Below are 13,581 nucleotides of genomic sequence, written 5' to 3'. Positions count from 1 at the left end.
TATAACTTTAAAAAAGTAGATTACACTCAAAACGCCCTCACGGGGCATTAAGCATAATTAACAGCATCAGCCCGGTAGGGTTCTTAATGGTGAAGAATGTCTTCTCTATTTTGCTACTGCTTTGTTGTAAAAAGAGACTTGTCAGCTACGCTATCTAAACCGCAAGAAGATAGTTCTTGAATATCCAGGCGGTTGTCTGGATGTATTTAAGGGATAAATCACGTTTTTGGACACAAGTGATTGGTAGGCATTAATCGAGTGCGAAGGATAATCTTACAGGTGTAGATTATGAGCAAATATGATGATGTGCAGCGGTTTAAAGATAAAATCAATATGAAGAATATTGATTATAAAGAGTTTCCAAGGGAAGATGCTGCGTCGCCACTCCAACGTTGGTCTATTGTTGAACAGATTGCAGGGACCGATAACAAGGCCGCTGCTACCTTTCAGCCTACGCTACCCAACGCGACGGATTTTTTTTCGGCAGCCTCTTTGGCGGGGCAACAACAATTTCAGCCCACTGCCGCGGTAAATGAAAATAAACCTGTTCCGGCTCACGTTTCTCATAATTTTGAACATCTCGCCCCAATGGTTGCGCCTAAGCCCAATAACCCACCTCCGCAGGAAGCTGCACCGGTCTTCTCTGCTCATGAACATCGAGCGCATTCTTCGTCTGCCGAACGAAATGCCGCCCCGCAGACGGACGCTAAACGATTTAAAAATATGTTCAGTAAGAAAACGTCCTCAGCCGGTGAAATGGATGTTGGCCGTAATACATTACTTAAACCACTATTAGAGTCTATTGCCTCATGCCGTTAGTCTGCGTCTGTTCTCCGAAAGGAGGGGTAGGGAAAACCACGGTTACTGCTAATCTGGCTTATGCGTTAGCCCGGAGTGGCAGTAAAGTGCTCGTTGTTGACTTTGATACGCAGAATGCGCTTAGGCTTCATTTTGGTGTCCCTATCTCCGATAACCGAGGTTTTGTGGCCCAGTCAGGAACACTGTCAGACTGGAGCCAATTTATTTTAAAAGTCGGGCCTAATCTGTTTCTATTGCCTTACGGTGAAGTCACCGAGCGCGAGAGATTGCAGTTTGATGATAATCTGCTTAACGAACCGATGTTTATTCAGCGTGGCCTGAGTGCGGTATTGAAAATCCCAGGCATGGTGGTGATTGCCGATATGCCGCCGGGGCGCAATGCTGCCATACAGGCGATGCAGGCGGCTGCAGATATGCGCATTATGGTTTTACTGGCGGATACCGCATCCCTCAGCCTGTTACCTGACATAGAACAGCACAAATATATGAATCCACCTGCCAGTAATGGCGTTGGTGAGTATTACATTGTTAATCAGAGTGACATGAGGCGTACGTTAAGCAGGGACGTGACGCATTTTCTGGAGCAACGTCTGCAAGGCAGATTGTTGGGCACCATCCATCGTGATGAGTGTGTTCCTGAAGCCAATGCGTCGCAACGGGCGATAATGGATATCAGCCCCGTTTCGGCCGCTGCATTTGATATTGATCATATCAGTAAAAAGGTAGCAGTTATTTTAGGGCTTAGTGTGGGAGATGGCTCGTATCATCATACTACGTCTATTTACAGCTCTTAGTAGGGATAGTCTGGTTAGTTATGAATAAAATACTCTTTTATTTCTTACTGCTGTTGGCGTTGCCTTTTATTCTGTTGGTTATCATTGCGCCAATGAACAGTGATAACCAGTACATGTTTGGCTTTATCTGTATTGCCATCGTGTTTATTTTAGGGTTCAGTAAAAGCAAGAAAGCCACGCTGGTAATGATCGTCATGTCTACATTGATGTCATTACGCTACATATACTGGCGATCGACAGAAACCCTGCACTTCAATAGCACACTGGAAGCCGTGCTAGGTATTGCTCTGTTCTTGACTGAGCTGTATGCCCTGGTCATTTTGTTGTTTGGTTATATCCAGACCACCTGGTCATTAAAACGAACCATTGAACCACTGCCCGACGATACATCGCTATGGCCAACGGTGGATGTCTATATCCCGACCTATAATGAAAGCATGGATGTGGTGCGTGATACCGTGCTGGCAGCCCAATGTATCGACTACCCCAAGGACAAGATGAAAATCTATGTTCTTGATGACGGCAAACGCAGTGAGTTTGCCGTTTTTTGTGCTGATGCTGGCGTTGGTTACATTACCCGTACCAATAATAATCATGCCAAAGCCGGTAACCTGAACAACGCCTTGAAGGTGACTCAGGGGGAATTGATTACCGTATTTGACTGTGACCACGTCGCTACGCGCGCTTTTTTACAGGCAACGGTAGGCAGTTTCCTGGTCGATGATCGTCTGGCATTGATCCAGACCCCGCACTATTTCTATTCTCCCGATCCGTTTGAACGCAACCTGACAGAGGCCAGAAGAGTCCCTAATGAAGGGGCATTATTCTATGGGCCGGTTCAGCAGGGCAATGATAACTGGAACGCCACTTTCTTCTGCGGTTCATGCGCGGTTATTCGCCGTTCTGCTCTGGAAGAAGTGGGTGGATTTGCGGTTGAAACCGTAACTGAAGATGCCCATACCGCGTTGAAAATGCAACGTCTAGGCTGGAACACCGCATTTCTGTCGCTTCCTTTGGCCGCAGGGTTGGCAACTGAACGACTGGGCTTGCACGTTGTTCAACGTACCCGCTGGGCACGCGGTATGACGCAGATCTTCAGGGTAGATAACCCATTATTTGGCAGAGGGCTGAACTGGCAGCAACGATTATGCTATCTGAACGCCATGCTGCATTTCCAATACGGGCTACCCAGGGTCATATTCTGTATTGCTCCGTTATTTTATCTGTTATTTAACCTGAACATCATTGCGTCATCGGCCGGGCTGATTTTTGCCTATGTATTGCCGCATTTAGTGATGTCGATCTATATCAACTCCAGAGCTAACGGGCGTTATCGCCATTCATTCTGGGGGGAAATATATGAAACAGTGATGTGTTTCCATTTGGTTATTCCTACTCTGCTGACGCTTATCTCGCCAAAGCATGGCAAGTTTAACGTAACGGATAAAGGCGCTCTGCTGGACGTTAACTACTTCGATTTCCACATTGTTCGGCCACATATCATTGCGGTGACATTATTACTGTTAGGCAGTATCTGGGGTGGTGTTCGGATGGCAATGCCAGATCACTTTGGTGCCAACCCGCAGGTTATTATGCTCAATATAGCTTGGGCCAGTTTCAGCATGATTATCCTGTTGGCTTCGATTGCCGTCGCAAGGGAAACCCGCCAGGTCAGAAAAACCATACGCGTTGAGGCTTCTCTTCCCGCAGTGCTTTATTTTGCCAGTGGAACGGCGGTGCGAACGGAGACCCTGGATCTTTCTATGGGCGGCGTAAAGCTGAAAAACCATGATGAGCGTTTTCTGCAGGATCCGATCGAGGAAGTGGAGTTGGCATTACAGTCGGGCAGTGTGAGTTTCCCGGTTGAATTGATAGATGCCGACAAATCGGTTATCCGCCTGATGTTTAAAGAACTGCCTATCGAAAAAAGACGTGAGCTGGTGCGGGTGGTGTTGGCTCGGGCAGATGCCTGGATCCGTACCGAACCTTACCCGCGCGATCGGCCATTGCGTTCACTGCTGGGAATAATTCGTTGTATTTTTGAATTGTTCTACTTTTCCTGGCAAGACCGTCGTGAGAGAAAACAGCAGAAGAAAGAGCAGAAAAAACAGGCCAGTGTGGAACGGGTGCAGGAAAAGGAACAAATTATATGAGCCTGCCGGGAATAGCGCAGCCAAGAAGCCGAATCACGTTTATTGCATTGGTAAGCAGCCTGATACTATGGGCCAGCCTGCCTGAATTATCTATTGCGGCAGATCCCCTGCCTCTTCCATCCTCGGTTATTGGCAACAACGACGCTCAGGGGTTTCCTTCGTTACCTCGGCCTGCTGACACACCGCCTGCAGAAGCTTTACCGGCCAGTGTTGACCAGAACGTCGCTGGGAATAATCCCGCCAGTGAGAATGTCTCGTCGCCCACAGTAGCCCTGAATCAGTCGATCGTCTCTACACTTTCGGTGACTGAGATGGGGCAACCGGCAGGGCTGATGCTGAGCAACTGGCAACAGCAGTCGGGTATTACCTTTACCCTGCCTATGGATTTGGTTGTTACTGATGGCAACCTGATAATGGATGTTGAAGTATCGCCAGCTTTGATGGAGAGCAACACCGAACTACATCTGATGCTAAATGGCCAACCGCTCAACACATTCAGGTTAAACCAACTCCATGAAGCCAAGGCGACGTATCGTGTGCCGATCCCGGCAGCCATGATTGTGGCGCTTAATAACCTGAGCTTCAGTATTGAGAATAGCGGCGACACGCCGATGCTGTGTGAAAAAGGCGTTTCCAACAAATATTGGGTCAAGGTATTGCCCACCACCCGTTTGCAGTTGGAAAACCAAGTGCTGAATATTGGCCAGAATATTGGCCGCTTCCCGCGCCCATTTTTCGATCCACAGTCAATGCCGCCTTCCACCGTGGATATGATTTTCAGCCAGGCCAAGCGGCCTGAAGACGTTGCGGCAGCTGCCATTGTCAGTTCTCATCTGGGCAAGGTGGCTCGCCACAACAACCTCGATTTTCAGGTTTTGCAGGATACGCTACCTGAACAAAATGGCATTATCTTTGCCCGCCCAGGGGAGCAGATTGGGCAATTGACGTTGCCACAGGTTGATGGGCCGACGCTACAGATTATCGATAATCCGCTAAATCCGGTGTTTAAACTGCTGCTGGTGATGGGGCGCAACGATGTTGAGATGCGTCAGGCAGCATACCGTCTGGTAAGCCCATCGTTGCCTGAGAAAACGGCCACGCTTCCGGTAAAACCGGTCGAGATCCCCGTGAGTTTACCTTATGACGCACCTCGGTGGATTGATACCAGCAAGCCGGTCAGCTTTAGCAAACTGGTAGCGAATCCAGATGAGCTTACTGTTACTGGTATTTACCATGATGCGGTACGTATTCCTTTCCGTGCGGCGCCAGACCTGTTTATGTGGGATGGCAGAAACGTTCCTTTGCAAATCGATTACCGTTTCCCGACCGAGAATTGGATAGATGAGAGTAAATCGCAGCTCAGTGCCACTCTGAACGGAGCATTCTTGCGCAACCTTCCGGTTAACCAACATGGTTTGCTAGAACTGCTGTGGCATCAATTTGGTGGCGATATCCGCCAGGAAAGCGCCAGCATACCCGTGCCGTCTTATCTGATATACGGCGACAACATGCTTGAGCTCTATTTCACCATTGTGCCGAAAAACAACGCTTCCTGTGATCCAGCAGATAACAACACTATCAAGAGTCATATCGGGCCTGATTCTTATATTGATTTGAGTCAGACCTACCATTTTACTGAGTTGCCAAATCTTTCCTATTTTGTCGGCGCCTCCTTCCCATTCTCCAGATTGGCGGATTTCTCGCAGACCGTACTGTTAATGGCTGAAAAACCGACTATAAATGAAGTTCGGACGTTGCTGAATTTGACCGCTCAATCCGGAGCTGCAACAGGGAGTGCGGTCAGCAACGTGGATGTCCGCTTTGGCTTACAGGGCAATGAAAGTGAGGATCCGGAATTCAAGGGGCGGGACGTGCTGGTGGTGGCTTCGCTGGAGCAGAGTGCGTTTTATCAGCGTTTGTTACAGGGAGTGCCTTTTACCCGCAACGAAAGGGGAACACTGGCGGTGAAGGAGCAGTCTATGCTCGACAAACTGCGTTCTTACCTGACAGGAAACTGGAGGTCGCAGGGAATTGATGCCGATCGCTATTTATCCTCGGTGAATGAGTGGCGGGGATTTTTGAGTTTCCGTTCAACTTGGGATCCGCAGCGGGTAGTGGTGGCAGCCAGTGCTTCTTCAGACGATGGCCTGAGTAAAATCTACTCTGACCTGAAGACGTTAAAGATCAACGCCGGAATACGTGGCGATCTGGCAGTGATCACCGATCAAAATGGTGTGCGTAGTTTTCAGGTTGGTCAGCAATTCCCGAGTGGGGAACTTCCCTGGTACCTGATTTTTATCTGGTATGCCAGTAAACATCTTGTGTTGTTATCGCTTACGGGGTTGGCTATCTCTGTGGTGTTGGGGCTGAGTCTTTATACTCTGCTGCGGAAACATGCCGCCAAACGTCTGGGGAGAGATGCTGAAGATGAAAACTAAAATACGTCTCGACCTGCAGCTGGACAGGAGCTGTTCATGGAATATAACCAATTGAACATATTGTTGAAAAAGAAACTTTGCTGGGTCTCTTTGGCCGGGCTGACAATTTTCTCTGTATCGGCGATGGCCGAGGACAGTAATCCGGCGCTGAAAGCACTCTTCCAACAGGCTGCGTACTGGCATGACAAATCCCATGATGAGTTGGCTCAAGGCGCCTTGCAGAAAATCCTGCTGATCGACGAGAACAATGCTGAGGCGATGTATCTGTTATCCCTGTATGCCATGCAAGCCGGGGATAAGGCTAATGCGGAACTATGGCAGAAGAAGCTGAGTGCTGTTTCGCCCAATGATCCGCGTTTGCAGGCTTTAAGCAGTAACAGCGCGGCGCAGTCAGTTTCCAAAAGCTTACTGGCTCAGGCTCGGCAGTCGGCATCTAAAGGGGATTTCCCGCAGGCCATTGCTGTTTATCAGTCTATTTTCAATGGCAAGACGCCGATTGATAGCCTGGCTAATGAGTATTATCTCACGCTAGCCGGCATACCGGGCAGCCGACCGGAGGCGATTGATGGCCTCAAACAGCGTTTAGCGCTGCAGCCTAATGATGTGCAAACCCGCACTGTGCTGGGCAAAGTGTTGACCTATCAGGAGTCGACGCGCCGGGAAGGGATTAATCTGCTGGCATCAATGGCTCCAGATAATGGCGAAGCAGATCAGGCGTTAAAGCAGGCGCTGCTCTGGTTGGCACCACAGCCAAGTGATAAACCGCTGTACGATGCCTATCAACAACGGCATCCAACAGACAAGGCCGTAGCGGCCTATTACCAGCAGAATATTGCTGGCGCGGCAAAAAGTGCCGGGTTCTCTGAGCTTAATAAAGGAGATCTCAGCGGTGCCAAGAATCAATTTGCCACCATCCTGGCAAGCAATCCTAACGATGGTGATGCTTTGGCCGGTATGGGGTTCGCTGCAATGCGCAGTGGTGACTTCAGCCAGGCCGAAAGTTATCTCACCCAGGCGGCGAAGCAGGGAGGGCCGCAAAGTGCACAATGGAGTTCGCTAGCGCAGGATGCCGCTTTTTATGGCAACCTGGAAAAAGCCAAGCAGGCCGCCAACGCAGGCAAATTGGATGAGGCGTTAAGCCTCAGTGCCCCGCTGAGTAACGCGACGGGGCAAAAAGGCGATGCGGTTACGATGTTCCGCGCCGATCTCTCCCGCAAGAAAGGAGACTTCGCTGCCGCCGAGCAGATGTACCGTGGCCTGTTGGCACAGAACCCACAGAATAACGATGCCAAACTGGGGCTTTACTACCTGTTACTGCAACAGCGTGATAAGAGCAAAGAGGCTGAGCTGGTGTTGCAGACTATCCCTGACAATCTTCGTCCGAAGATCCTAAAGGCGGTAGCTGGGGTGAATGTCGATCCATTGCGTAAACAGGCCGAAGTGGCCATGCAAAATAATGAACCGCAACGGGCAATGACGTACCTGCAACAGGCGCTGGAAAAACAGCCCTCGAATGTCTGGGTGCGTCTGGATATGGCACGCATTCTTAATAAACAGGGGCAAGAACTTCAAGCCCAGACTCTGATCTCTCCGCTTATGCAGATGGGGGCCCCGCCAGACAGCCTTTACGCTGCCGCCTTGTTCGCGTCAGAACGCAATGACTGGCTGAACGTGTCTACCTTGATGGCGCGCATCCCGGTGGCCAGGCAAAGCGTTGCTATGCGGGCATTAGCGGCAACCGCAGCGGCAAACCAACAGCGTGTCAGTGCAGAAAACTATATCAAGCAAGGGAATACCGCCAGCGCAGCGGTGATTTTACGGCAACTGGCGGAGAAGCCACCTTCAGACCCTGCAGCACTGGGGGAGTTAGCGAAAGATCTGATGGTCGTAGGTGACGCCACCACGGCGGTAAAGCTGGTTCGCGACAACATGCGCCAGGGGGTTAAAGGTAGTGCGGGTGATTATGCAGGTCAGATTGCCGTGCTCAATCAGGCTGGATTAAGCCAGGAAGCGGATGCCTGGTTAAATAACCCGGCGCTACGTGCCCGCAGTACCTCAAAAGATATCAGTCAACTGCAATTGGGTAGCGTGATCAATGAGGCGGACAAACTGCGTCTGCAAGGGCAATACGGTGCAGCCTATGACAAATTGATCGGCGCTTTGCGCAGTGATCCGCAAAACCCAGAAATTATGCTGGCAATGGGGCGGCTCTATCAATCTGGCAACATGAATAAAGAAGCTGGGCAGGTGTTCAATTATCTGCTCAGTCGTAATGGCCTCAATCAAGGGGCTAGAGAAGGAGCCGTTGGGGTAGCGCTGTCCGAAGGCGATGTTGATCGGGCTAAACAGCTGGTGCGTGGATTGCCAGCTATTAAAACAGCCGACCAACTGTTGCTGGCAGCCCGTGTTGCCCAGGCAGATGGCAGTTATCAGCAAGCCCTGGTCCTGTTACGTGAGGCTAAGCACCGTGCCAATGGTCTCGGTGGCGTAACTGGGGGCGATACTGCAATGGTTGGTGGATTGAGATTGGCGGATAACCCCTTCGCCAATCAGAGCGTTTCCCCATCGGCACTGAGTTCTTCTTCCCCTTCGGCCTACGGCGAGGTTCTTCCTTGGCAGGTAGCGGCTCCGGGGCTAGCAGGCAGTTACGGCAATGGCCAACATCGCGCGCCTGAGAAGGTGGCTAAAAACGCCACCTTGCAGAATATTGAAAAACTGATGGATGAAATACAGGGCAAGGTAGCCACCTGGGTGCAGGGTAACATCAGTCTGCGTGATAACAGCAGTGGTGAAAGTGGCCTGAGTAATATCACCGAGGTAAGAAGCCCGATCACGTTATCTGGTATGCCATTTGATAGCGGTAGGGTCAGTTTTGACGTGACGCCAGTGATGTTGCAATCCGGTACGCCAACTAATGGTGCCAATGCGCGTTTTGGTACTGGTGCCTTGCAACAGGCTAAAGCGGTAGAGGCCGCAACCCAGGCTTCCCTGATTGCCTCGCAAAACTCGATTGCCGCTGCGCAAGCCGCCGATCTGCGTTATCAGCAACTCCATGCCACGCGCGATAGCCTATGTTCAATCAACGCAACGTCTGCTGAATGTGCCGCTGCGACGATAGCCGAGAACCAGGCCTATGCCGATAAGCAGACGCTTGCGGGGCTGGTGACTCAGCCGCAGACCTTCAACCCGAATGATTTTTACGCTGACTCTCCTGGTAAACAACAGGATACCGGCGTTGAGCTGGCGCTCGCCTTAAGCGGTGATAGCTATAAGGTGGACGTCGGCAGCACGCCATTGGGGAGTGGTATTACCTCGATCGTCGGCGGAGCGAAATGGTCGCCCAAATTAAGCCAGCATTCTACGCTTGATTTGACGGTTGAGCGTAGGGCCGTTACGGATAGCCTTCTCTCTTACGTTGGTACTGAAGATACCATTACAGGTAAGAAATGGGGTGCTGTCACTAAAAACGGTGGCAGTGTCAATCTGGGATACGACGATGGCGTTGTCGGTGCTTATGGCGGAGCGGGATATTACAGTTACATGGGTGATAACGTTGCCAGCAACAAAAGCCTTACCGGGACGCTGGGTGCCTACATTCGGCCCTATAAGGACGATGAGAACGAGCTGAAGGTGGGCGTCAATGTTAATTACATGAACTTTGACAAGAACCTGAGTTATTTCAGCTATGGTCAAGGGGGATATTTCAGCCCGCAGGATTATCTGAGCATTTCGTTGCCCATCGAGTTTACCAAGAAGCTGGATAACTTGACCTATTATCTGGGTGGCAGCGTCGGGTATCAGACTTATAGCACAGAGGAAAGCCCCTACTTCCCGAACGATCCAGATCTTCAATCGCAGTTGGAAGGCCTGGTCAGTCAGGGGTACGGTAAAGAGGCGAAGTACGCCAGCGAAGACAAGAACGGCATTGGTTACAATTTGAAAGCGGGTGGAACCTATAAGGTGACGCCGAGTACGTTGGTCGGAGGGCAGCTAGGTTATGACACTTTCGGCAGCTATTCCGAGAGCAAGGCTTTGCTCTATTTTAAATATCTGTTAGACGGGAAATAACCATGCAGGATATTAACAATTCGTTGTATGAGCTTGATTATTACCGCCAGCGTCAGTTTAAGGCGGGTTGGCAGGATCTGGTTGAAGTGGTGTTCTCTGGTATTTTAGCCTCAGCCGATGATGCGGATAGCCGTGATTTTCTGCGTTTGATGGGGGCTAACCTGGCGAAAAAATTACCATTGCCTGATGCTGAGACCGTGGGCGATCTGGAGGATAGTCTCAATCGTATGCTACGCCATTTTGATTGGGGGAGTGTGCGGATTGACGCGACTCAAGAGCAACTGCTACTTACCCATTACGCTTATCCACGCAGTGCCGATATTGAAAGCGAGCCCATCTGGGTGTTGTCTTTCGCTACGGTGCTTGAAGGTGCATATGAAGCCTGGCTGCTGGCCCAAGGTGGGGAGCCGCATGTTTCACTCCGCTGGTGCGGCCCGGCTCAGGAAAATACGCTGATATTTAGCTACAGAAATGAGCAACTAAGGTAAATTATGGTGGCTAAATATACTCTTGGCAGAATCAAAATACTTATTGTTATGGTTGGACTCTGGCTATCTTTTTGCACCTTAGCTCAAGATATCGGTTGGCTACAATATAAACAGCGTTTTTTGTTATCTGACGGGCGTATTATTGACACAGGCAATAATAATATCAGTCATACAGAGGGGCAGGGGTTTGCCATGCTGCTGGCGGTCTATAATAACGATCAGGCCGCTTTTGACAGCATGTGGCAATGGACAAACGCCACGCTCTATCGTAAGGATATTGGCTTATTCTCCTGGCGCTATGAACCTGAAAAACCTAATCCGATAGCAGACAGAAATAATGCCACGGACGGTGACATCTTTATTGCCTGGGCATTGCTGGAAGGAGGGAAGCAGTGGAATGTCAAAGCCTATCGTGATGCCTCGTCGGAAATACAGAAATCTCTGCTAAGGCATACATTGATCAACTATGCCGGTTATCAGGTTATGTTGCCCGGGGTGAATGGTTTTAAACAGAAAGACTTTGTGATTGTTAACCCTTCCTATTTTGTATTTCCTGCCTGGGAAGCGTTTTACCAGGATACTCATCTGCTGGTATGGAAAAACCTCTGTGACGATAGCCTGGCTTTGCTTAAAAAAATGACGTTTGGCAAACCACAGCTCGCCACTGATTGGGTTTCGCTACAGGCTAATGGGCAAATGGCCCCAGCAAATGGCTGGCCAGCGCGTTTTGGCTTTGATGCCGTGCGTATTCCGCTCTATGTCCACTGGTACCAGACGGGCAACACCACACTAACGCCATATGTCAGCTTTTGGCGCGGCTTCGATCGGCGTGCCGCACCGGCCTGGATCAATGTACTCAGCGGTCAGCGGTCGGAATATAATCAAGCCCAAGGGATGAGAGCGATCAGGGATTTGGTCGTCGGGGATAGCGGGCCACTGGTTAATCGTCTGGATCCTGATGAAGATTACTATTCTGCCAGCCTGCATCTTTTAGCGTATTGGTCACAGCGCAACGCCTTTCTTCGCTAGCTAAGGATCGCTGCACTGATGCAGAGCGCGCGCAAGCCTCTCTGCTGATCAGTACGACTATCTTCCTAATTCCGGGCGCAGCAAATCGAAGCGGTGCTGGTCAGAAATACCATAATAGGCACTTGGGCCACCGGCACGTAACACTGGCTGCGCCGCCGCAGTCTGATAGATACCATTTTCATCCAACAGGGTGGGGTCGATATGCACCGCGATGACTTCACCTAATACCAGCCAGGTATTCACTTTTTCCCCTGCGGCGCTTTGTAGCTGAATGCACTGAGTCAATCGGCATTCGAAATTGACTGGGCTCTCGGCCACGCGTTCAGCTTTGACCCGGACGCCTGCGATGGGGGTCAATCCTGCAAAGGCAAACTCATCTTCACCCCGTGGCAACGCCGCAGAACTGCTGTTCATTGCCTCAGCCAACGGGCGCGTCGCCAGGTTCCAGACAAACTCACCGGTTTCGACGATGTTGGCCACGCTGTCTTTCCAGCCGTTGCTGGAAAAACCAATGATGGGCGGGCGGTAGTTGAAGCAGTTAAAGAAACTGTAAGGTGCCAGATTCCGCTGTCCACTGGCACTGAGGGATGAAATCCAACCAATTGGACGAGGGCCAATAATCGCGTTCAGTGGATCGTGCGGTAGGCCATGGCCAGTCGCTGGCTCATAATAATAACGTGGTTCACTGCTCACAAGTGCTCCTGTCAGGAAGGGACAAAACCCTATTTTGGCGCATTTCAAACCGGTTGTAAGCGTCTTACAATCTTTTTTAATGGCCTTTGTGCTATCTTACGCGCTAGAAAACCCTTTCAGAGAGCCTCTTCCGGTGGAAAAAAAGAAAAGTTTCCCGCAGCAGAAACGCGGCCTGCATCCGCGTAATCGTCATCGCTCACGCTATGACTTTCCAGCGTTGATTGCCAGTTGCCCGGCACTGGAACCCTTTGTGAAACCTAACGCCTGGGGGGATATCTCGGTGGATTTCGCCGATCCTGCCGCAGTGAAAATGCTTAACCGCGCTTTGCTGCAACATTTTTACGGCATTGAGCACTGGGATATTCCTGCCGATTACCTCTGCCCGCCGATTCCGGGGCGTGCGGATTATGTACATCATCTGGCGGATCTGCTGGCAAGCAGCCATGGCGGCGAGATACCGCGTGGCAAGGGTATAGCCATTCTGGATGTGGGGATCGGGGCAAACTGTATTTACCCTATTATCGGCCAGCGTGAATATGGCTGGCGTTTTGCCGGTTCGGAAACCGATCCTGTTTCGCTTAGTGCTGCCAAGATGATCGTGGCCATGAATCCAGCGTTGAAAAACAGCGTACGTCTGCGGCAGCAGAAACATCCATCGGATATTTTTAACGGTATTATCGGTGTGGCTGAACGATTTGATGCCACGATATGCAACCCGCCGTTCCATGCTTCGGAGCAGGAAGCGATAGCCAGCACCCGGCGCAAATTGCACAAACTTGGCAAGGGCGAAGTCGCCGACAAGCCGGTGCAAAACTTTGGCGGTAAGAATAACGAATTGTGGTGTGAAGGTGGGGAAGAAGCCTTTGTCAGCAAGATGGTAGAGGAGAGTGTGGGTAAAGCGGAAAACTGCCTGTGGTTTACCTCGCTAATCTCTAAAAATACCACTTTACCGGCTATTTACTGGGCGTTAAAACAGGCGGGTGCCGTCGAAGTACGAACCATTGAGATGGCTCAGGGCCAAAAGATCAGTCGCTTTGTTGCCTGGACATTCCATAATGCCGAGCAACAAGCCGCCTGGGCTGCCGAACGCTGGTAATAG

At 50.6% G+C, this 13,581-nt stretch carries 9 protein-coding genes; 8 read left to right on the top strand and 1 reads right to left on the bottom strand.

Annotated features, from left to right (window positions below):
• The first annotated feature begins 288 nt into the window (after positions 1 to 288).
• From SAQUA_RS15940 to SAQUA_RS15910, 7 genes are read left to right on the top strand one after another with little or no spacing between them, the layout of a single operon-like run.
• A complete protein-coding gene (locus tag SAQUA_RS15940) occupies positions 289 to 819 on the top strand; it encodes a hypothetical protein (protein ID WP_380680525.1) in 531 nt (176 codons plus the stop codon).
• Positions 810 to 1,613, top strand: coding sequence for a cellulose biosynthesis protein BcsQ (gene bcsQ, locus SAQUA_RS15935; RefSeq protein ID WP_380680522.1), 804 nt, complete (start codon positions 810 to 812; stop codon positions 1,611 to 1,613). The genes SAQUA_RS15940 and bcsQ overlap by 10 nt, the downstream gene beginning before the upstream one ends.
• Positions 1,614 to 1,633: 20 nt before the next feature.
• Entirely contained in the window at positions 1,634 to 3,766 is a 2,133-nt protein-coding gene (bcsA, locus tag SAQUA_RS15930) for a UDP-forming cellulose synthase catalytic subunit (protein WP_380680519.1), read from the top strand.
• A complete protein-coding gene (gene bcsB, locus SAQUA_RS15925; RefSeq protein WP_380680516.1) occupies positions 3,763 to 6,204 on the top strand; it encodes a cellulose biosynthesis cyclic di-GMP-binding regulatory protein BcsB in 2,442 nt (813 codons plus the stop codon). Before bcsA ends, bcsB begins: the two co-directional genes overlap by 4 nt.
• A 36-nt stretch (positions 6,205 to 6,240) precedes the next feature.
• Complete coding sequence (locus tag SAQUA_RS15920) at positions 6,241 to 10,272, top strand: cellulose synthase subunit BcsC-related outer membrane protein (RefSeq protein WP_380680513.1); 4,032 nt, start codon at positions 6,241 to 6,243, stop codon at positions 10,270 to 10,272.
• 2 nt (positions 10,273 to 10,274) lie between these two features.
• Positions 10,275 to 10,760, top strand: coding sequence for a cellulose biosynthesis protein BcsD (gene bcsD, locus SAQUA_RS15915; protein ID WP_380680509.1), 486 nt, complete (start codon positions 10,275 to 10,277; stop codon positions 10,758 to 10,760).
• A gap of 3 nt (positions 10,761 to 10,763) precedes the next feature.
• Positions 10,764 to 11,789 (top strand): glycosyl hydrolase family 8, encoded by a 1,026-nt coding sequence (locus tag SAQUA_RS15910; RefSeq protein ID WP_380680506.1) that lies wholly within the window; start codon positions 10,764 to 10,766, stop codon positions 11,787 to 11,789.
• A 57-nt stretch (positions 11,790 to 11,846) separates the two neighbouring features.
• On the opposite strand, the gene SAQUA_RS15905 is transcribed toward SAQUA_RS15910, so the two are convergent.
• Positions 11,847 to 12,482, bottom strand: a complete 636-nt coding sequence (locus SAQUA_RS15905) for a flavin reductase family protein (protein WP_380680503.1) — start codon at positions 12,480 to 12,482, stop codon at positions 11,847 to 11,849.
• Positions 12,483 to 12,615: 133 nt separating this feature from the next.
• Here SAQUA_RS15905 and rlmF point away from each other — a divergent pair, with 133 nt between their 5' ends.
• Entirely contained in the window at positions 12,616 to 13,578 is a 963-nt protein-coding gene (gene rlmF, locus SAQUA_RS15900; RefSeq protein WP_380680500.1) for a 23S rRNA (adenine(1618)-N(6))-methyltransferase RlmF, read from the top strand.
• Positions 13,579 to 13,581 lie beyond the last annotated feature (3 nt).

The organism is Serratia aquatilis (assembly GCF_044865145.1).
GTDB lineage: Bacteria > Pseudomonadota > Gammaproteobacteria > Enterobacterales > Enterobacteriaceae > Chania > Chania aquatilis.
Note: the sequence above shows the minus strand (reverse complement) of the source record. Positions and strands in the feature narration are given on the sequence as shown.

What these genes read in the sequence shown, in the direction of transcription:
- SAQUA_RS15940 (WP_380680525.1), top strand. Translation starts at nt 289, where the DNA reads ATGAGCAAATATGATGATGTGCAGCGGTTTAAAGATAAAATCAATATG.
- SAQUA_RS15920 (WP_380680513.1), top strand. Translation starts at nt 6,241, where the DNA reads ATGGAATATAACCAATTGAACATATTGTTGAAAAAGAAACTTTGCTGG.
- bcsA (WP_380680519.1), top strand. Translation starts at nt 1,634, where the DNA reads ATGAATAAAATACTCTTTTATTTCTTACTGCTGTTGGCGTTGCCTTTT.
- SAQUA_RS15910 (WP_380680506.1), top strand. Translation starts at nt 10,764, where the DNA reads ATGGTGGCTAAATATACTCTTGGCAGAATCAAAATACTTATTGTTATG.
- bcsQ (WP_380680522.1), top strand. Translation starts at nt 810, where the DNA reads ATGCCGTTAGTCTGCGTCTGTTCTCCGAAAGGAGGGGTAGGGAAAACC.
- bcsB (WP_380680516.1), top strand. Translation starts at nt 3,763, where the DNA reads ATGAGCCTGCCGGGAATAGCGCAGCCAAGAAGCCGAATCACGTTTATT.
- bcsD (WP_380680509.1), top strand. Translation starts at nt 10,275, where the DNA reads ATGCAGGATATTAACAATTCGTTGTATGAGCTTGATTATTACCGCCAG.